The 21296-nt window shown below is 39.0% G+C and carries 18 protein-coding genes; 4 read left to right on the top strand and 14 right to left on the bottom strand.

What is annotated here, in order from left to right:
• Nucleotides 1-267: 267 nt before the first annotated feature.
• The 9 genes from B4Z47_RS18950 to B4Z47_RS18910 all read right to left on the bottom strand — a co-directional run bounded on the left by B4Z47_RS18950 (nt 268) and on the right by B4Z47_RS18910 (nt 10525).
• Nucleotides 268-1062: a (Fe-S)-binding protein gene (locus tag B4Z47_RS18950; protein WP_201640129.1), complete on the bottom strand. Its 795-nt coding sequence runs from the start codon at nt 1060-1062 to the stop codon at nt 268-270.
• Nucleotides 1063-1069: 7 nt separating this feature from the next.
• Complete coding sequence (locus B4Z47_RS18945) at nt 1070-2368, bottom strand: 4Fe-4S dicluster domain-containing protein (protein WP_070569191.1); 1299 nt, start codon at nt 2366-2368, stop codon at nt 1070-1072.
• A 192-nt stretch (nt 2369-2560) separates the two neighbouring features.
• A complete protein-coding gene (locus B4Z47_RS18940) occupies nt 2561-3235 on the bottom strand; it encodes a TetR/AcrR family transcriptional regulator (RefSeq protein WP_070569195.1) in 675 nt (224 codons plus the stop codon).
• 361 nt (nt 3236-3596) lie between these two features.
• Nucleotides 3597-4166: an OmpH family outer membrane protein gene (locus B4Z47_RS18935; RefSeq protein ID WP_070569926.1), complete on the bottom strand. Its 570-nt coding sequence runs from the start codon at nt 4164-4166 to the stop codon at nt 3597-3599.
• A gap of 103 nt (nt 4167-4269) precedes the next feature.
• Nucleotides 4270-4803 (bottom strand): OmpH family outer membrane protein, encoded by a 534-nt coding sequence (locus B4Z47_RS18930; RefSeq protein WP_046671928.1) that lies wholly within the window; start codon nt 4801-4803, stop codon nt 4270-4272.
• A gap of 423 nt (nt 4804-5226) precedes the next feature.
• Complete coding sequence (bamA, locus tag B4Z47_RS18925) at nt 5227-7791, bottom strand: outer membrane protein assembly factor BamA (protein WP_115047835.1); 2565 nt, start codon at nt 7789-7791, stop codon at nt 5227-5229.
• 113 nt (nt 7792-7904) lie between these two features.
• A complete protein-coding gene (locus tag B4Z47_RS18920) occupies nt 7905-8642 on the bottom strand; it encodes an isoprenyl transferase (RefSeq protein WP_201639469.1) in 738 nt (245 codons plus the stop codon).
• Between the two features lie 289 nt (nt 8643-8931).
• A complete protein-coding gene (locus tag B4Z47_RS18915) occupies nt 8932-9816 on the bottom strand; it encodes an NAD kinase (RefSeq protein ID WP_112374400.1) in 885 nt (294 codons plus the stop codon).
• A gap of 46 nt (nt 9817-9862) precedes the next feature.
• Nucleotides 9863-10525 (bottom strand): CBS domain-containing protein, encoded by a 663-nt coding sequence (locus B4Z47_RS18910; protein WP_115047839.1) that lies wholly within the window; start codon nt 10523-10525, stop codon nt 9863-9865.
• 254 nt (nt 10526-10779) lie between these two features.
• On the opposite strand from B4Z47_RS18910, the gene B4Z47_RS18905 reads away from it, so the two are divergent.
• Both B4Z47_RS18905 and B4Z47_RS18900 read left to right on the top strand, forming a co-directional pair.
• Nucleotides 10780-11613, top strand: a complete 834-nt coding sequence (locus B4Z47_RS18905) for a 1-acyl-sn-glycerol-3-phosphate acyltransferase (RefSeq protein WP_286727724.1) — start codon at nt 10780-10782, stop codon at nt 11611-11613.
• A gap of 5 nt (nt 11614-11618) precedes the next feature.
• Entirely contained in the window at nt 11619-12578 is a 960-nt protein-coding gene (locus B4Z47_RS18900; RefSeq protein ID WP_046671934.1) for a GNAT family N-acetyltransferase, read from the top strand.
• A 61-nt stretch (nt 12579-12639) separates the two neighbouring features.
• Here the strand turns inward: B4Z47_RS18900 and B4Z47_RS18895 are convergent, their stop codons facing one another.
• The 4 genes from B4Z47_RS18895 to B4Z47_RS18880 all read right to left on the bottom strand — a co-directional run bounded on the left by B4Z47_RS18895 (nt 12640) and on the right by B4Z47_RS18880 (nt 16857).
• The gene (locus B4Z47_RS18895; protein ID WP_286727723.1) at nt 12640-13380 is read right to left on the bottom strand and encodes an MIP/aquaporin family protein; all 741 of its coding nucleotides are present in this window, start codon (nt 13378-13380) and stop codon (nt 12640-12642) included.
• Nucleotides 13381-13389: 9 nt separating this feature from the next.
• On the bottom strand, nt 13390-14889 hold the full coding sequence (gene glpK, locus B4Z47_RS18890; RefSeq protein WP_286727722.1) for a glycerol kinase GlpK: 1500 nt from the start codon (nt 14887-14889) through the stop codon (nt 13390-13392).
• A 34-nt stretch (nt 14890-14923) separates the two neighbouring features.
• Nucleotides 14924-16501, bottom strand: a complete 1578-nt coding sequence (locus B4Z47_RS18885) for a glycerol-3-phosphate dehydrogenase/oxidase (RefSeq protein ID WP_115047844.1) — start codon at nt 16499-16501, stop codon at nt 14924-14926.
• A 221-nt stretch (nt 16502-16722) separates the two neighbouring features.
• The gene (locus B4Z47_RS18880) at nt 16723-16857 is read right to left on the bottom strand and encodes a hypothetical protein (RefSeq protein ID WP_262511802.1); all 135 of its coding nucleotides are present in this window, start codon (nt 16855-16857) and stop codon (nt 16723-16725) included.
• Between the two features lie 95 nt (nt 16858-16952).
• Here B4Z47_RS18880 and B4Z47_RS18875 point away from each other — a divergent pair, with 95 nt between their 5' ends.
• Complete coding sequence (locus tag B4Z47_RS18875) at nt 16953-17459, top strand: thioredoxin family protein (protein WP_286727721.1); 507 nt, start codon at nt 16953-16955, stop codon at nt 17457-17459.
• A gap of 549 nt (nt 17460-18008) precedes the next feature.
• Here B4Z47_RS18875 and B4Z47_RS18870 read toward each other — a convergent pair.
• The gene (locus B4Z47_RS18870) at nt 18009-19400 is read right to left on the bottom strand and encodes an arginine decarboxylase (RefSeq protein ID WP_046675638.1); all 1392 of its coding nucleotides are present in this window, start codon (nt 19398-19400) and stop codon (nt 18009-18011) included.
• Nucleotides 19401-19508: 108 nt separating this feature from the next.
• On the opposite strand from B4Z47_RS18870, the gene argS reads away from it, so the two are divergent.
• Entirely contained in the window at nt 19509-21293 is a 1785-nt protein-coding gene (gene argS, locus B4Z47_RS18865; RefSeq protein WP_070569227.1) for an arginine--tRNA ligase, read from the top strand.
• Nucleotides 21294-21296: the final 3 nt, after the last annotated feature.

The following is a 21296-nucleotide window of genomic DNA, read 5'->3' as shown; positions in this document are numbered from 1 at the left end:
TTTTTTTTATTATTTAAGAAATGAACAACATTTTTAAAGAAATGAACAACAATGAATTGAACTAGAGGCGATACCTTTGTTATGGCTAGATGTTAGAGTCGGTTGATCAGCATAAAAACAGCGCTGATCTTCGATTCAGGGGAATCCCTTATATTTTAACCGGCTTTGGGATTCCCCTAATTTATGCGTGGACAGGAGATATTCTTCTCCCTACACAAAAGGCCCGATCGTATGATCGGGCCTCTTTTATTTCGTGATTAATATAATTTACAATTGATTTGCTCGGGCAGTGATTTCGGCAATATCCAGCACTTCTATCTCTGATTCTTTTTCTTTTATCTTTACGCCATCTTTTAGCATGGTCATACAGAAAGGACATGCTGCTGCTACAACTTGAGGCTGTGCATCGATGACTTCTTCGATACGTTCGATGTTAATGTCTTTTGCTCCGGGCTCTGGTTCTTTGAACATTTGTCCGCCCCCTGCACCGCAGCAAAGTCCATTGCTCTTACAACGTTTCAGTTCGATCAACTGGGCATCCAAGCTTTCCAATACTTTTCTCGGCGCCTCATAGACCTCATTCGCACGACCAAGATAACAGGGATCATGATAGGTTATCTTCTTTCCTTTGAATAAGTTGTTATCTGCTGTTTTTAATTTTCCTTCATTGATCAGGTTTTGGATCAATTGTGTATGATGAATGACCTCATAGTTACCACCTAGGGATGGATACTCATTTTTCAAGGTATTGAAACAGTGTGGGCAAGCCGTTACTATTTTTTTGATTTCATAGCCATTGAGTACTTCGATGTTCATCATGGCCTGCATTTGAAATAGAAATTCGTTTCCACTTCTTTTGGCAGGATCGCCCGTACAACTTTCTTCTGTACCTAAGATGGCATATTTTAAACCGACATGTTGTAATATTCTGCAGATATCGCGCGTAATTTTCTGTGCACGTTCGTCAAAACTCCCTGCACAACCTACCCAAAATAGTATATCAGGAGTTTCTCCTTTGGCCAACAGTTCTGCAACTGTGGGAACTTTTAATTCATTTTCCATCATAAAACTATTGTTGTTGAGTCCAATTGGCGCGGTCCAATTGCGCATATTTCCAAGGGGCACCATTATTCTCAATATTTCCAAACATATTGTTAATACTCGCAGGAGCTTGTGATTCTTCCATAACAGCAAAGCGGCGTAGCTCAATAATAATATCCAAAGGATTAATATTGACCGGGCATTGTTCTACACATGCATTACAGCTTGTACAGGCCCATAACTCTTCTCGACTGATGTAAGTGTCAATGAGAGATTTTCCGTCATCCTGAAAGCTTCCATTTGTTTTGATATTCGTACCGACTTCAGTGAGTCGATCCCTTGTATCCATCATGATTTTTCGTGGGGACAGCAGCTTTCCCGTTATATTTGCGGGGCAGGAAGATGTACAACGTCCACATTCAGTACAGGTATATGCATCCAATAAGCTCTTCCAGGTTAAATCCTGGACATCTTTGGCTCCAAAGCGTGCATTTGCATCTGCTGGAGGCGGGGTGAAACTCGGATCAAGCATTGCCTTAACCTCATTGGTCACAGCTGGCATATTGGATAGTTTGCCTTTTGCGTTCAGATTAGAAAAATAGGTGTTCGGAAAAGCCAAAATAATATGAAGGTGCTTGGAATAGGGGAGGTAGTTTAAGAAGGCAAGTACACCTAGGATATGAAACCACCAACAAGACCGCTCTATTAAAAATAAGGCCTCCGTCGAAGTAGGAAGGTATGGAAGAAGATAATGGCTTACTGGAAAGGAACCTGCCGATTTAAAATGTGCAAAGCCATAGAGTTGCAATTTAAGATCAGAAGCGTTCATCAGTAGGAAAGCCGACATTAAAAGAATCTCTGTGATTAAAATAATATTTGCATCCGTCTTGGGCCAATGTTTCAATTCCGCGCTATTTAAGCGAGCTACTTTAGCAATATTTCTCCGAAATAAAAAGATGAGACAGGATACCAGTACACCCAGCGCGAGCCATTCAAATGCCCCAATCAGGAAATTATAAAGACCCCCTAGAAATGAAAAGATACGATGTGTACCAAAAAGCCCGTCTATGACAATCTCCAACATCTCAATATTGATGATGACAAATCCAAGGTATACAAATAAATGTAGGACTGCGGGGAAAATACGCTTAAACATTTTCTTTTGACCAAAGGCGACGAGGAACATCATTTTCCAACGCTCCGCGGATCTGTCCGAACGATCTGCCGGTCTGCCTAGCTTGATATTACGATAAATCTGTTGTGCATTTTTGCTAAAAAGAAACAATGCTACAGCGAAACAAACCGCAAATATTAGTTGACCTATCATATGCTTGTATCTTGGTTATAAACAAATATACTATATTATTTTGTTATGCTAACATAGTAAAAATAAATCAAAAATGAGGACCTAACACGATAAATTATTGGAATTTTTTAATGGTGAATTTAGGCTGTAATGAAAAACGTCCAGAAGGAATTATTTCTTCTTGGACGTTTTCTCTAGTTGTATCTGAGTAGACTACAGCTCAACATCAGAAAATGTCTGTTCTAATATTTTACGCATCGTTTTCTGAATTCGTTCTTTTCCTGCTTCGGTATTTACATCAATACCGCAAAATGTACTACCTGTAGATTTTGCCTGAAGGCTCAAATAATAAATTGAACTGACTAAAATCGCTAATGTCGCTCTAAGGTCGTTTTCGGAGTTTTCGAATTTTGAATCGACATGTTTAAATAGTTCTTCGCCGAGCAATTCTCTTCTGTCGGCTATATTTTTAAGGGCTTTTGTTTTTTCGCCCAGTCCCCAATGAATAACTTTTTGCTTCGTCTTATCCTTCAAAAAGGTGTTAAATTGAGATTTAAGCAATTCTTCTATCAAGGAGATACTGATGGAGCCCGGGTTTGTGATCATTTGTTCCAATACGCCCTTGTCTCCGATTTGCCAAAAATCTTTTTGTGTTAGGTAAGCTTCCACCAGTTGATCGAGACCGCCAAAATAATTCCATATTAATGCTTTGTTCAGTCCACATTCCAAAGCAATATTAGGCCCATTCAATGCATGGTATCCTTTTTTCTGAATTACCTTTCCGACAGCAGCGATCATTCGCGCCTTGGTGCGTTCTTTGTCGCGAATAGGACCGGAAGTTACCTTTCTTTCTTTTTTAGGATTATCCTCAATTACTTTCTTTTTCATGCGAATAAAATCATTTTAACGACGAAGCTTTCCTGGGTACCTCATATTCGTCAGTTAATGAACAAATTTGGGACCATGAAGTTTTCATTAGGGTAGATATGTTTGTTTTCCGAACCAATATCTACAATTTAGCTGGTAAATGCAAGAAAATCAAGCAGCAGATTTTTATTTACACTATAATTTGACTGATTCGATAAGCTTTTGAGTTTACCTTATTCTTTTCGCTGTAGAACTGGAGCGTATTTGGTGCTGTCGGCGTTTTACGCTGATTGAAATTCACTTGCCATTGGGAAAATAGATAGGCAATAAAAAAGGGATTATCGATATCGATAATCCCTTTTTTATTGCCTTGTATACTAGCTTATTTTCTTGCTGGAGCAGCAGTAGGAGCAGCTGTAGCTGAAATACCTAATTTTGTTTTTACAGCAGCAGTTAAATCCTCTCCGCCTTGGAAATAAGGAATATTTGTGCTTGAAATATCAAATACATAAGCCATACCTTTTTCTTTAGAAACAGCATTTACAGCTTCACCAACTTTTCTGTGTATAGGTGCAATTAATTCTTCTTCTTTTTTGTTCAAGTCTTCTTGAGCAGCTTGTTGTGCTGTTTGAATACGCGCTTGGATATCTTGTAATTCTTGACCTATTTTGTTGATTTCTGGATCAACCGTATCTTTATTTGCTTCACTTCTGTTACGCAATTTATCGTTTGCATCTTTTTGTTTTGTTTGATAGATGGTAACCATATCTTGAATTTCTTTGGTTTTACCATCACTCAATGTCTTCAACTGCCCTTCAGCTGTTTTAAATTCAGATGTTGACTGAATAATTTCAGCAAAATTGATATGACCAATCTTTTGTTGCGCATTTGCGAATTGAGTTGAGAAAAATACTGCCACTAAAGCAACCGCACCCTTTAATAAATTTTTCATGCTTTTCATTTTAATCTAATGAGCCATCTTTATGGCAATCTTTTAGTTTTCTAATTAATTACTACTATTATTATTTGTGTTCACAATGATAATAAACTCCCGCTTAGTTTGCAAGACTCGGATTGGGTTTATATCCTAATTTTGTAATGACATCATTACTTTTATTCAATTTTGGATTGGCATAGAGAAAAGTAGACTCATTGCCCTTGTCCATAATAAAATCAATTCCCTGGGCCGAAGCAACATCTTGGATAGCTTTTGCTACACGGTCTTGAATAGGCTTCATCAATTGAGTACGTCTTTTAAAGAGGTCGCCTTCAAATCCAAACTTTTGTTTTTGATAGTCTTTTACTTCTTTTTCTCTTGTCACGATTTCATCCTCTCGGCGGCGACGCATATCTTCATTTAATAAAACCTGGTCCTTTTGATAAGCCTGATATAGTTTTTCAATCTCAGCATATTTCTGATCCACTTCTTCCTGCCATTGCTTAGATAGGTCATCTAACTGTTTCTGTGCAGTCGTATATTCAGGAATATGTTTTAGGATATATTCTGAATCAGCATATGCAAGTTGTTGGGCAAATGTCGCTGTAGCACTCACGACTACAAAAGCTATAACTAACAATATTTTTTTCATATTTCCTGTAAGTTTTTATAGACTATACTTTTTATTATTTAACACTAATTTACCTTATGACTTCGGATAATCCCAAAAGTTTAATTCGAGAAAACCGCTCTACGTAAATTTACGGCTCAAAAATAAGAAAAAAGAAGCAATCTAACAGATATTTCTCGGGTTTAACACTATTTAACTTGTTGAAGAATGCTCCAATGCTAGTTGCCTGAGTGCTGTTTATAGCTTCTTTTTTCGGTGATCATAACCGCACTCAATATAAGAAAATTTATAAGATATATAGGGTGATTTCGCATTTAATCCGATCGGGTGGAAATGAAAGAAAAATGCATGATTTATTGGAAAATAATCTTAAAACAAAAAAGCTATCTACAATTTCTTGCGATAGCTTTTTATTTTATTTCGACAGGATTGGATCAACAAAGATTAGAATCCACCCATATTTTGCATGATACTAAATGTAAAGTTTTGTTTCCATGTACTGCTTGGTAAACCCGGGATAGGGTCGAATGCATGGCCGTAATCTATTCCTAGCATACCGAAGATAGGTAAGAAGATACGGGCACCAACACCTGCAGAACGACGTACTTTAAATGGGTTGTATTCGGTGAACTTGTTCCAGGTATTTGCCGCTTCAGCGAAAGCCAATACGTAAACTGTTGCCTGATCATTTAACATCACCGGGTGACGTAATTCCATTTGATATTTCGTATAGATTGGACTACCTGAATTTCGTGCCACATTCACATTTTGTGTTCCTTCAGGAATGATTACACCATTTGCATAACCACGTAACGCAACAATTTCAGATCCTTGTAGGTAATCAAACCCTTGCATACCATCCCCACCGACTTTGAAACGCTCGAAAGTTGATATCTCAGTTTTGCTGGAGTATTTACCCAAGAAACCAAATTGAGCTTGTGCTTTGAAAACAAGTTTTCCCGCAATTTTTGCATACCATTGCGAGTCAAATTTCCATTTGTGGTACTCTGTCCAACGGTAGCGTTCCTGAGCCGAACCATTTTTATAATCAATGTTGTTGAACAATGAATATGGAGGCGTCAATTGCACCGAGAATTTGATGTTTGAACCCGAAGTAGGATAGATAGGAGCATCGATCGAATTACGGCTAAACTCTTGCGTCAAGTTGATGTTATAGGCTGTACCATTATCAAATAGGAAGTAATTTCCATAATTCTGAAGCTTATAACGTTGGAATGACAAGGAAGTATTTGCCTGGAACCAGTTGTCTGGCCATTGCAAGCGTTTACCTAATGTTGCGGTAATACCAGTCATCCAAATACGATTCAACTCGGAATCCTTAACAATTTGCTCGCCAGTATAGTAGTTAAACCCACCATATGATGAACTCGAAGTATAGGCGCTCAAACCAAAATAAATTGGTTTTTTACCACCCAACCAAGGCTCGGAGAAAGAGAAACTATACGATTGATAACGTTTACCCGAAGTTTGACCACGGACACTCAACTTCTGTCCATCTCCACGTGGTAGCGGTTTCCAGGAACTTTTATCAAAGAAATTACTGGTAGAGAAGTTGTTAAATGTTAAACCTAACGTACCGATGATCTGACCGGCACCATAACCACCCGAAAGCTCGACCTGATCCGAAGGTTTTTCAGTCACATTGTAAACAATGTCCACTGTACCATCCGCATAATTTAGATTTGTCGGTACTGGGTTTGTCTTTTGCTCATCAAAATTTCCCAACTGCGCAATCTCACGCACACTGCGCATAATTTGTTCTTTTGAGAATTTTTGACCAGGTTTTGTATAAATAGAACGTAATACAACACGGTCGTTGGTTACATCATTACCTTTAACAATAACGTTATTGATGGTATATTGAGCACCTTCATAAACACGTAAATTTAAATCGATGGTATCGTTATAAATACGCGTTTGTTCGGGGTCTACTGAGAACGTAAGATAACCATCGTTCATATAGATTGAAGAGATGTCATCACTATTTTTTGTAGGACCCATCAATTTTGCTGTTAATTTTTCTTCCGAAAAAACATCACCACGTTTGACACCTAAAATTTTATTAAGCAAAGTGTCAGAATACTTAGCATTACCTGTCCAAACAATATTACCTACATAATATTTAGGACCTTCATAGATGTCAAAGTTAACCAACACATTTTTTTCACCATCGCGAATAACCGTATCTTTCAAGATTGTCGCATCACGATAGCCTTTGGCTGCCATTTTCTTGATTAGGTTTTCTTTACCTTCTTTGTATTTTTCTTCCTTGAATTTTCCAGGACCGAAAATACGGTACCACATTTTTTGCTTAATTGGCTTGGCCATTTTTCTCAACTCTTGCTGAGAAAAATGTTCATTCCCTGTAAAAGTCATTTTTTTGACTCTTACCTTATGTTTTTTATCCACATCGGCAATAAGTATTTCATTATTAGCCTGTGCCGAGTCTTTCACTGTTTTTAGGGTGATCTCCGGATATAAAAAAGCTTTTTCTTTTAAGAACCGTTGGATCGTACCACGTGTGGTGTTCATCAAGTTTTCGTTGACAATCTTACCAGTGTTACTATTTAAACGTTTGCGAACTTCTTCGGTCTGGCTTTTACTTAGACCGTTGATATCAATACGCGTTAAACGAGGACGTTCTACTACACGGATGGTCAAAAATATATTTTCACCTTCAATTTTATCTGCCCATAATTCGACATCATCAAAGAGGCCTTGAGCCATCATATCCTTCACTACTTTTGCAGTCGCCTCACTTGGAACTTCCAAATATTGACCTACTGACAATTTAGAGATCGTAATTAATACATTTTTATCTAAAAATTGTGTTCCAGTTATATCAATAGCACTAATTACATAGTTTTTAGGATTGAGATAGCTGATTTTTTCTGGGTCATTTAAATTGAACGCACCTTTGTCTTGTCCGTAGACAAGCTGCATTGATGAGAGACCAAAAAATAGTATTACGGGTAGTATACGCTTCATTTATCTATAATTATTGGCGCTAAAGTACACCAATCGTTTGTTAATTTTTGTTAATTAAGAAAATTTAACCAGCTTGCTTTTTTTCAAATCAGTGGTCAAATTTAATAAAATCTTTATAACTGTTCACTTGTTTTTCCAAACCTTCTTTCGCGTTGCTGATAATCGACGATGGATTTAAATAAATCTTCTTTCGTAAACTCGGGCCACATCTTATCTAGGAAGCATAATTCTGAATAGGCAATTTGCCAAAGTAGGAAATTGCTTATTCTCAATTCTCCGCTGGTACGTATCAGAAGGTCAGGATCGGGTAGGTTTTGTGTATAGAGGTTTGCAGCGAATAATTCATCGTTAATTTCGTCTGCATTGAGTTTTCCGTCTTTTACTTTTTGGGCTAGATTTCGAGCGGCGTCCACAATTTCTTGTCGAGAACTGTAGCTCAAAGCTAATGTCAATGTACAGTGTGTATTTTCTTTCGTTGCTTCAATGGTCTCCTGCAGCTTTCTTTGTGCATTTGAGGGTAATTTGGTGATATCACCAATAACATTCAAACGGACGCCATTCTCCTGAAAAGTTTTGATTTCTTTTTTAAGGGAAGTAACCAATAGCTCCATGAGTGCCATTACCTCGAGCTTAGGCCTATTCCAGTTTTCTGCAGAAAATGCATAAAGTGTCAGAAATTTAATATTTGCTTTTACACATCCTTCTAATGCTTCTCGTACTGCTTTTACACCATTTTGATGCCCAAATACGCGAAGTTTCCCTTTCTGTTTTGCCCAACGGCCGTTGCCATCCATGATGATGGCTATATGCTGTGGCAATTTAATACTATCTATCTGATCTAAAAAACTCATTTTTGCTGTTTTCAATAAAATGAACACCTTAGGCATCAATGCTATTTTGGCGTTTTAAAACCTACTTTTGGTTTCCTGTATTGCTACCAATGATTATTGTTTGTTTAACGTACTTTTCATTGATTAATTATCGCACTTGGATTTCTATTCCGGATGTTCTTATTCCGTCTTTCTTTATTTCTTCCAAATATCGATTTTTAATTGGAAATTTAGAAGGACAATATGTAGAAAGATTGTTTTGTGTGTTTCTCTTCATACAAAGCGAGCTTGTGCGAAGTGAATTGATAGCCTAATAATTTCTTACATCGATGCCCCAAAGTAATTTTTCCCGCAGCGTACTGAAAAAGCTTTCATGGGGGAGTCTAATCAGATTAATAGTAAATGGAGCCTGTTTAATGGTTAATTTTACAGATGTATCAATAGACTCGTTTTTGGAATCACAGCTTAAGATGTATTGATTGCTTCGACTCTCTATTTCCAATTCAAGGGTAAACTGATTCGAGATGACAATGGGTCTCACATTGAGGTTGTGCGGAGAGATGGGGGTAATGACAAAATTGCCACTTTCCGGCATAATAATAGGTCCGCCGCAACTCAATGAATAGGCTGTGGATCCGGTAGGTGTAGCGATAATTAGTCCATCTGCCCAGTATGAATTCAGTAGTTCGCCATTGATGCGTGCATTGACCGTAATCATGGCCGAGCTGTCGTAACGAAATACGGTAATGTCATTGAGCGCATAATGATTGCCTTCAAACAAGTTAAGCTGTTCAGATTCTACAGAGAGCAGCACGCGCTTCTGTATGGTAAAACGCTGGTTCAGTATATCCTCGATGGCATCCTCAAAATCATTTTTATTGATGGACGCTAAAAAGCCGAGGCGTCCAAAGTTTATTCCTGCAATTGGAATTCCGGAATCTTTAATCAGGGAAACAGCAGATAACATGGTTCCATCTCCGCCTAGACTCAACATGATGTCAATATGATCTTTTATTTCTTGATAGGTATTGTATGTTGAGAAGTTAAAGGCGCATTCAAATTGTGATTGCAGAAATTCATGAAATGGATTATATACCCAGATCTCAATATTTTTATCGACAAGATATTCAAATAAGTGTTTCACATGTGGTATAACAGAGGGTTGAAACTCTCTTCCATATATTGCGATTCTCATATTGTTTTCAATTTATGGGGCAAAGATGAGAAAAAACTAATCTTAATCAAATGTTAATATAATTCATAAGCTGCTGATAACGGTCGGCAGTGTCGTCAAATGCAGCTATGGTATTATGGGTTTCAAGAATTAAATAGTTGTGTCTTAGGAATGAATTCAGTAAGGCATTGATGTTTGACTTGTCGACTTTAAGGGTAACTTCAATGTTGTCACTTTCCAAATTTATTTTAGTTGCGCAATTGAGGATTCTGCAATTGTCACTTTCAACAAGGTGCGCAATCTGTGAAAGTGAAAAATCGTGTAGGCCAGTCGCCAACACAATAATAGCACCAGATTCATTTTGTGATTGAATTGAACTTATTGCCTTTAATATATCCAATTGTGTTGACACACCAATATATTTGTTGTCTTGATCTAAAATAGGAATGATTGTGCTATTATATACCGTTATCATCACCAGGGCATCATAGGGGTGTTGATTGAACTTCAGCTGTATGGGGGCCGTATTTATTTTTATGGAAGAAAGGGGAGCTTCTTCATCTTCCGCATCCAATAAGATGGTTTCATTAACCAGACCAATATAGTCGTCACCATTTAAAACGACTAATTCTTTACAAAGCATATCTTGCAGCTTCTCTAGCGCTTGTTGTATTGAATCAGCATTTTGAATACTGAAATCAGCATTTGAAAGAAATTGACTTATTAGCATACTCAAACTTAATAAAAAAACTAGGTGAAAAGAAATTTTACAGGATCAGATTTATACTTAATTCGTTGATTGCTTGTAATACCTAAAACAGGAAGCACAGAGAACGAATACATTATTGCAAATAAGTACAATTTTAAAGTTTAAAATTGTACTTTTATTACCATTCTGTTATTATTTTTGTCAACGAATTGGGATACGCCTAAAAACTGGGCTTAAATGGAGGTGAAGTATTTTTAATTGGAACAGTAAGATTGATGATCACAAGCGAGAGTAAAAAGTTTATTGATATACGTGAAGTTATTCACAAAAAAAATGCGGGCCTTGCTAAATGGATTCCGTCTTTTTTACTTAATTATTTAAAAAGGACAATTCATGAAGACGAGATAAATGATATTATGACGCGCTTTGCGGATCTTCAGGGCCTGGACTTTGTTGATGCATTGATCAACGATCTGGATGTCAAGGTCAATTTGTATGGGGCAGAAAATATTCCAGTATCGGTTCCGGTTATTTTTGCGTCCAATCACCCTTTGGGCGGATTGGATGGAATTGCATTTATGCACGCTATAGGTAAATATAGACGCGATGTGAAATTTTTGGTTAATGATATTCTTTTAAATATAGGTAATTTGAGGCCTTTGTTTGTCGGTGTCAATAAGTTGGGGGGGCAGGGGAAACAGGCTATTTCTGCGATCGAGGAGGCTTACGGAGCGGATGATGCGCTATTGGTATTCCCTGCTGGTTTGGTTTCCAGAAAACAAAACGATGGCCGTATAGAAGACCTAGAATGGAAGAAAAGTTTTATTAGCAAAGCAAAAAAATATAAAAAAGATATCATTCCGGTCCTGATTGACGGTAAAAACTCTAAGTTTTTTTATAATTTTGCAAGGCTTAGACAGAAATTGGGTCTCAAGGTAAACATTGAAATGTTATATTTACCTGATGAAATGTTTGCTCAACGCGGACATACCGTCAATATTATAGTAGGAGAAAGAATCCCTTATACAGCGTTTGATCAATCAAAAAACGAAAAAACTTGGGCTGAGGAAGTGAAAAGAAGGGTTTATGGATTGGCTCAAGAAAAATAGAATTTATGCAAGAAATTATACCTCCAGTTGATAGAGAATTATTGAAGACCGAATTGAATAAAGAAGTCTTCTTACGATATACCAACAATGGAAATAACGAGATATACCTAATCAACTATCATAATTCGCCAAATGTCATGCGTGAAATTGGGCGTTTGCGGGAGTTGACTTTTCGTGGCGCAGGGGGAGGTACAGGACTTTCAATTGATATCGATGAAAATGATACATGCGAAGATTGTTACGATCAGTTGATCGCATGGAATCCCGAAGATGAAGAGGTGGTTGCCGGTTATAGGGTAATCAAATGTGCCGAGGCTGGTGAAGTAAACGGCATACCCAATTTATCAACAGCACATTATTTTCAGTTTTCCGAATTATTTACGAATGAATATCTACCTTACACCATAGAGTTGGGACGGTCGTTTGTACAGCCTAAGTACCAACCAGCCATCGACAATAGAAAAGGAATTTTTTCATTGGACAATCTTTGGGACGGTTTAGGGGCTTTGGTGATGCTTAACCCTGAAATTAAATACCTCTTTGGTAAAGTGACCATGTATCCACATTATAATAAAGATGCACGGGATATGTTGCTTTATTTTATGGACTATTATTTTCCTGACCATGATAAATTGGTTCTTCCTCTTCCGGAATTGGAAATCAAAAATGATTACGATCGCTTTGTCGGCGTATTTGATGGGCTGGATTATAAAGAAGGATATAAGGTATTAAATAGCCATGTGAGAGCATTGGGAGAGAATATTCCACCGTTGATCAATACCTATATGAACCTATCGCCTACGATGAAATCATTTGGCACTGCACGTAATGATGAGTTTGGTACGGTAGAAGAAAAAGGTATTTTGATTGTAATTGATGATGTGTATCCCGTGAAGAAGGAACGCCATATGAATACGTTTGATCGGGATCGTGAATACGGTCATAGAAAACCCAAGCGTGGATAATAAAATAAAAGGGATTCAATTTTTGAATCCCTTTTATTTTGTTCGTGCAGCTCGACCTTGATTAGGCCGGTTTTATACAGGTATACAGTGCAAAGGATAAAATGGCGCCCAAGATCGGTCCTAGGATTGGAATCCAGGCATAAGACCAGTCGGAGCTACCTTTTCCTTTGATTGGCCAAAGCGCATGAAATAAGCGCGGGCCAAAATCCCGGGCAGGATTGATGGCATATCCCGTAGTTCCTCCTAGGGAGAGACCGATGGCCCACACGAGGAATGCAACGGGTATCGCACCAAGGGAGCCCATGCCAATGGGAGCTGTTTTTCCGTCAATGGTGACATCTTGACCTGTTATGAAGAAAATTACAAAAATCAACACAAAGGTTCCGATAATTTCACTTGCTAGATTTGTTGATGTATTTCGGATGTTGGGTATAGTAGCGAAAACACCAAGTTTGGTCGTTGGGTCTGCTGTTGCATCGAAATGGTCTTTGTGCATGATGTAGGTCAACATCGCGCCACAGAAACCACCGGCAATTTGTGCGAGAATATAGCCAGGTACTTCCATCCAAGGGAGGCCATGATTAAGGGCTACGGCAATGGTTACCGCAGGATTGAGATGGGCTCCGGTATATGGGCCGGCAAAAACAACACCTACATAGACTGCAAGTGCCCATGCGGTCGTGATTACAATCCACCCTCCATTTTCTCCTTTTGTGCCTTTTAAGATAACGTTGGCCACAACCCCATTGCCTAAAAGAAGGAGAAGGGTGGTGCCGATAAATTCTGCTAAATAATGGTTCATGCTTGTTGGTTAGTTTTCGGTCCAGTATTGTAATGCTTTGACTCCCTTGGTCCAGAGCTTAATAATCTTTTTTGTTTGCTCTTCTTGCTCTGCTTCAGGTTCAAATATACGATCCTGTGCCCAAAACTTAGAAATCTCATCCTCATTTTTCCAGAATCCCACGGCCAGTCCGGCGAGGTATGCTGCCCCCAAAGCTGTAGTTTCTGTAATTTTGGGGCGTACAACTTTGCTGTTTAGTACATTGGCCTGAATCTGCATAAGTAGATTATTCGCTGTTGCGCCGCCGTCTACACGCAATTCTTTGATCGGTATGCCGCTATCAGCTTCCATGGCTTGCAGCACATCACGAGTCTGCAGGGAAATTGCCTCTAGCGAGGCGCGTGCAATATGACCATTGGTTGTTGCACGCGTAAGGCCAAATAGTGTACCTTGTGCACGAGCGTTCCAGTATGGAGCCCCCAGTCCGGCGAATGTAGGGATAAATGTGACACCGCCATTATCTTTTTCTGTCAGCGCTAATTGCTCTATGTCTGCCGATTTGTAGATGATGTTGAGATTGTCGCGTAGCCATTGGACCAGTGCACCGCCGATAAATATGCTCCCCTCTAAGGCATATTCTGTTTTTCCGTTGATTTTCCAGGCGACAGTCGTTAAAAGGTTGTTCTTTGAACGGATTGGTTTATCCCCGATGTTCATTAACATAAAACATCCAGTGCCGTACGTGTTTTTGACCATTCCCTTTTCAATACATTGCTGTCCGAACAGTGCCGCCTGCTGGTCGCCAGCAATTCCAGCTATCTTGACTTTGTGTGCAAAAATGGTTGTCCGTGATTCCCCATATATTTCACTGCTTTCTTTTACTTCGGGCAGCATGGCGGCTGGGATGTCAAATAATTCGAGTAGCTCCTTATCCCATTCCATGCTATGAATATTAAAGAGTAAGGTGCGGGAAGCGTTTGTTACATCCGTAATGTGAGCATCGCCCCGGGTGAGGTTCCAGACGAGCCAAGTGTCAATAGTTCCACCGATTAATTCCCCGTTTTGTGCTTTTTCCCGGGCACCTTCCACGTTATCCAGAATCCATTTTATTTTGGTTGCAGAAAAGTAAGGATCTAATATTAGGCCTGTTTTTTCCTGGATCATCTCATGTTTTCCAGAGCTACGCAACTCGTCGCAATAATCTGCTGTGCGTTTATCTTGCCATACAATGGCATTGTAGATGGGTTTTCCTGTTTCTTTTTCCCAAACGACCACAGTTTCCCGTTGATTGGTAATGCCAATGGCGGCAATATTTTTGCCGTTTAACCCTGCTTTTGTGGTTGCTTCTGCAGTGACACCTGCCTGTGTTGACCAGATTTCATGTGGATCGTGTTCAACCCATCCTGGTTGTGGGAATATTTGCGTAAATTCCTTCTGGGCAATGGAGACTATATTTCTGTCTTTATCAAAAATGATAGCTCTGGAGCTGGTGGTACCTTGATCCATTGCCAAGATGTATTGTTGTTCCATAATTGAGTAATTGAGTATTGCTGGTTATTTTGTATTACTTTAAGATATAATTTTTTGCAACATTTTGAAAATGCGTTATTTGATCATTTTGCCAATCTTCATCTTTTTCCAGTTCCTGGGCGAGTATTTTTGCGACATCAGGTGCAGCTTCAATTGCAGCTTTCGCATCAAGAAATAGCATCCGTACCCGACGGGATAGCACATCTTCCACAGTCCTGGCAAGTTCATTGCGTGCTGCCCAAACAACTTCGGCCTTTTTGAACTCAAGATGTGGGATTAACTTTTCGTTCCATTCGGGATTTTCCTGAGCCAATGCATTGATCATTTCTTGGTCGGCACCGTAAATATACATATGATTGCTTCTGTCGGACGTTGGAATGGCGCTATAGATCTTTTGTGTGGCAGACCGGCTTTCTTTTTGAGGTAAACAACCAATTTTTATCGCTTTGTCTAGGGTATCTTGGCCCATTCGACGGAATGTTGTCCACTTTCCGCCAGTTAAAGTCAGTAATTTGGAGTCGCTAACAATAACCTTGTGGCTTCGTGAGATCTCTTTGGTTTTGTTTGAGTTACCTGTAGGGGCTGCCAGTGGACGGAGGCCGGCGAATACGGCCAATGCATCCGCTCTTGTTGGTTGTTTTGTCAAGTAACGTCCCGCCGTTTTCAGAATAAAATCGATCTCCTGCTCCAAAGCTACCGGTTCAAGGCTATGCTCGTCTATCGGTGTATCCGTTGTTCCCACAATGACTCGATTATGCCAAGGTACTAGAAAAAGGACCCGTCCATCATCCGTTTTTGGAATCATAATGGCATCGTCGCCCGGGAGAAACGACTTGTCAAATACAAGGTGAACACCCTGGCTGGGGCGTACCATTTGTTTCGCTTCAGGTCTATCCATTTTTAAGATATCATCGACAAATATTCCTGTAGCATTGATAACAGCTTTGCCTTGTATGGTGAAAACTTCACCAGTTTCGGTATCATTGGCGATGACACCGTTTATTCGTCCATCGCTGTCTTTGGTGAGGTTATTGACCCTTACATAATTTAGGGCGACTCCGCCCATTTGTATACAGGTCTGCGCAACGTTGAGCGCAAGCCTGGAGTCGTCAAATTGTCCGTCTTGATATACCACGCCACCATATAGCCCTTTAGGTCGTACAGTGCTTATGCGATTGAGCGTTTCTTCTTTATTGATATGAATGGATTTTCCCAAGCTTAATTTACCTGCCAGAAGGTCATATATTTTCATTCCAATGGTGTAAAATGGGCCATCGAACCAGCTGTAGTTTGGAATGATAAACGATTGGTTTTTAACAAGGTGTGGAGCATTTTTTTGGAGTAAACCTCTTTCATGAAGCGCTTCTTTAACCAATGAGATGTCGCCTTGAGCCAAGTAGCGTACACCACCGTGAACAAGCTTTGTTGCTTTGCTTGAAGTGCCTTTTGCAAAATCAACCTGCTCCAATAAAATTGTTTTGAACCCTCGGCTTAAGGCATCTAATGCAACACCTAATCCGCTGGCACCGCCGCCTATGACGATAACATCCCACGCGCTCGTATCCCTTATTTTTTCTATCAGTTTTGACCTGTTGAATTCTTGGTGTTTCATTTTGTTTCGTTTTGGATTTTTGTAGTGAATCTTCTGTGCTTCTTTTACTACTTCCTTTACACTAAGTTATGCTATATTTGTTAAATTTTAAAGGAAATTAAATAATATTTATGTTAAGGTCAGGTGTTTGTTTTTGTTTTGTTTTGTTTTTATTTTAGCAAAAGGAAGTCTTTTTGGTTTTTACGGGTGATAGGGTATAGCATATCAACAGGTTGCCTTTTTTACTTCTCCCCAATGGCGGTATTTTGAATGACACCCCTATTCTGATCACCTAAGGTCATGTATATAGGGCTTAATCGCGTTTTTATGAATCCGCTGAAATACGGTCCGTTGTAGTCCTGGGTGTTTTTTTTCATGGTCAATAGCTATATCATGTTTAACGATTATGTGCTGCTTATGTTTTGGTTTGGGGAAATGATTTTGTAATTTTAGATTCGTATTTAATTTATTTATGATTAGAAATATAAGATTATTACTGTGTGGAGCTATTGTGTTTTTGGGGACGGTACTCGTACAGTCCAAAGCGTTCTCACAGCAGCTTGCTACAGCTCAGGATCTTTCGAAGCCTTACAATCCAGATGCCAATGCACAGAATGATATTGATCAGCTATTGGTTCAAGCAAAGAAAGAAAAGAAAAACATCGTCATTCAAGCCGGTGGGAATTGGTGTGTCTGGTGTTTAAGATTTAATGAATATATCCATAAAACGGCAAGTGTCGACAAGTTGTTAAAGAGTCATTTCCTCTATTATCACCTCAATTATTCAAAGGAAAATAAAAATGAAGCTGTGTTTCAAAAGTATGCCCCTGAAGGCAATAAACTAGGTTATCCATTTTTTATTATTTTGGATAGAAATGGAAAAACGTTGCATGTACAGGAGAGTGGTAGTCTGGAAAAAGGAAAGGGCTATGATGAAGAAAAAGTGCTTAATTTCTTTAAAACTTGGGTTGCAAAATAGCAATTATCGACTTTGGGATTTCTAGTCGCGCTAAAGGAAAATACCCAGCAATCCTTTCCTAAACGACGATACATTCTGAAAGATCAGTAGCTTTCCTTCGTACCTGCTTCGTATCTGCTTCGGATCATCAATAGATCTTGTACAGATGCTGTACAGATATTGTCCAGTCTCCAAACAGGAAAGGTCTGTACACTACTAGGTCAACAGTCGTAACGGAATTGGGCAGCTCCGAACGTGGTCCGAAGCAGGTACGAACACAATATGAATAAAAGCCAGCTGTCTTATACTGAAATAGGTTTACATCTACCGAACAGCTTACTATATAGATTTTACAATCTATTTTTTTCTACTGGATATGGTTGTCATTGTCTGTGATTTTGCCTTTAATTTACGCCCGATTGTAAATAATGGCGGATAGGCTGAAAATAAAAAGGTCTCGTTCCTAGAAACGAGACCTTTTTATTTTGGCTTAAAATAGCTCTTTTTTACGAGGATATTGTTTTGATCCCCCAATGACGAGCGTGCTTACTCTTGGTAGAATATAATATCTTATTGGTAGCCTAACAATTTCATTACTTGTTTGGAGTTTTGCTCCTCACCGAACACCTCGTAGTTGAATGTTTCATCTCTATTGCGGCGTACAAGCACATGTTTGGGTGAAGGAAGTAAGCAGTGGTGGATGCCTCCATATCCGCTTAAAACATCTTGATAGGCGCCTGTATGAAAGAAGCCCAGGTATTGAACCTTACGGGTCTTCGGCATAAATACCGAGTTCATATGCGCCTCCTGATTGTAATAATCCTGTCCATCGCATGTGATGCCACCCAAATTGACGCGTTCATATTCTGAATCCCAGTTATTGATCGGCAATAGAATGTATTTTTGATTCAATGCCCATACATCCGGCAAATTTGTAATGAATGAACCATCAATCATAAACCAACGTTCGCGGTCGTTTTGTTGCTTGCGCCCTAAAACTTTATAAAGGATACCTGATGCTTCAGCAACAGTGTATTTGCCAAATTCAGTAATAATGTCTGGTTCCATCACTTCATGGTGAGCACAGATTTGTTTGATACGGTTGACGATCTCATTGACCATATATTCGTAATCAAAGTCGTGTACCAATGAATCCTTAAATGGCATGCCACCACCGATATCTAGGGTATCTAAATCCGGGTTTACTTTCTTGAATTTACAATATAAAGTAACGTATTTCTCTAATTCGTTCCAGTAATACGGGGTGTCCGAGATACCTGAATTAATGAAAAAATGGAGCAACTTTACTTTAAAGTTTGGATTGTCGGCGATCTTGTTGTTATAGAATTCAACGACGTCTTCCTGGCGAATCCCTAGGCGAGATGTATAGAATTGAGAATCTGGTTGCTCTTCGGAAGCAACGCGGATACCTAAAGCACAAGGCTCATCCAATTCGATTTCATCATCATAAAGGTTAAACTCCTCTTTGTTATCCAGCACCGGTATAATGTTTTTATATCCATCGTGGATCATATCAACAATATATTGTTTGTACTGGTAGGTTTTGAACCCATTACAGATCACTGTAATGTCTTTTGTTACTGTGCCCTGTCTTTCCAATGAATCGATCATCGGCATATCAAATGCAGATGAAGTTTCCAGGTGGATATCATTTTTCAAAGCTTCCTCTACGATGTGCTTGAAATGGGATGACTTGGTACAATAACAATATTTGTAAGATCCGCGATAGTTGTGTTTCAGAATTGCGGTCTGAAAGAGGATTTTCGCTTGCTGAATTTTTTTGCTGACGATAGGCAAATAGGTAAAACGTAACGGCGTACCGTACGTTTCTATCATTTCCATTAAATTCAAATCGTGGAAATACAATTCGTCGTCGATGATTTCGAATCCGTCTTGCGGAAAACCAACACTTAAGTCAAGAAATTCCTGATAGCTCTGCATTTTTTATTATTTTTGCAAAGATATACTTTAATGGTGAATACCTAAATAAGGAATGTTATTTATTTCCAATTCACTATCAGGAAGTTGTAAAAATTACAAAATCATTAAATGGCAAATTCTATTCAAAAGCGACTTGTTGAAGTCACTGTACAGGCAGTAAAAGAGCTTTACAATGCAGATATTTTAGAAACTCAAATTGCTTTACAAGCTACCCGAAAGGAGTTTGAGGGACAAATTACAATCGTAACTTTTCCCGTAACGCGCTTTTCGAAATCTTCTCCGGAACAAACCGGAAAGGAAATTGGTGCTTATTTGCAACAGCATATCGCTGAAATATCAGATTTCAATGTGATAAAAGGCTTTTTGAATATTGTTCTTTCCGATGCTTACTGGATCACGTTGTTGAATCAGACCATAACGGCGAAGGACTTTGCTGTATTTCCTGCGAACGGGAAAAAATTGATGGTGGAATACTCTTCTCCAAATACCAATAAACCACTGCACTTGGGACATATCCGTAATAACTTATTAGGATATGCTGTTGCGGAAATCCTAAAAGCGTATGGTTATGATGTGATCAAAGCAAATTTGGTGAACGATCGTGGTATCCATATCTGTAAGTCCATGTTGGCCTGGCAGAAATTTGGTAACGGTGAAACACCCGAGTCTACTGGACTTAAAGGCGACCACCTTGTTGGAAAATATTACGTTGTCTTTGACAAAGAATATAAAAAGGAAATCGAGGCATTGAAAGCTGAGGGGCAAACCGAAGAGGAAGCAAAGAAAAATGCACCTTTGATGAAGGAGGCACAAGCGATGTTGCAACAATGGGAAGCCGGTAATGAAGAGGTGATCTCCCTTTGGAAAACCATGAACAGTTGGGTGTACGCGGGGTTTGAAAAGACCTACAAACAATTAGGCGTCGATTTTGATAAATACTATTATGAATCCAATACATACTTGTTGGGTAAAGATATTATCCAGGAAGGTTTAGATAAAGGGGTTTTCTTTAAAAAAGAGGATAACTCCGTATGGATTGATCTAACAGACGAAGGATTGGATCAGAAGCTTGTGCTTCGTGGCGACGGTACTTCGGTCTATATTACACAAGATTTGGGGACAGCACAATTGAAATATGATGAATTCAAAATGAATGATTCTATTTATGTTGTCGGTAACGAACAGGATTACCATTTCAAGGTATTGTTTTTAATCTTAAAAAAACTAGGTAAAGCCTGGGCTGACGGATTGTTCCATTTATCGTATGGGATGGTCGACCTTCCTTCAGGTAAAATGAAATCGCGGGAGGGAACAGTTGTTGATGCGGATGATTTAATGGCTGAAATGCTTAAAACTGCACAGGTACGTACTGAGGAGCTTGGCAAGACTGGCGGATTGGACGAGGAATCAAAAGCTGCTCTTTACGATACGATCGGAATGGGAGCATTGAAATATTTTCTATTGAAAGTGGATCCTAAAAAACGTCTTTTGTTTGATCCAAATGAGTCTGTCGATTTTCAAGGTCATACAGGGCCGTTTATTCAATACACGCATGCGCGTATCAAATCTGTTTTAAGTAAAGCTGAATTCGATTTTGACAGTGCTGTGTCTGTACCGGCGACGATTTCCTCTTACGAGCGAGATCTAATTCAGCAATTAGGTGCGTTTCCGGAGGCTATTGAGGCTTCTGCGCAAGAGTTCAGCCCGGCGCAATTGGCAAACTATATCTATGAAGTAGCCAAGTTCTACAATAAATTCTATCATGAAGAAACGATATTGAAAGCGGAAGATCCTGATGTAAAGAACTTTAGATTGCATCTTTCGGCTTCTGCGGCAAAGGTTATCGCCAAAGGGATGAACTTATTGGGTATTCATGTACCTGAAAGAATGTAATGC

It is taken from the genome of Sphingobacterium sp. UBA2610 (genome assembly GCF_002339225.1).
In the GTDB taxonomy this organism is placed as follows: Bacteria; Bacteroidota; Bacteroidia; order Sphingobacteriales; family Sphingobacteriaceae; genus Sphingobacterium; species Sphingobacterium multivorum.
The sequence above is the reverse complement of the archived record's forward strand: the minus strand, read 5'-3'. Positions and strand labels throughout refer to the sequence as shown.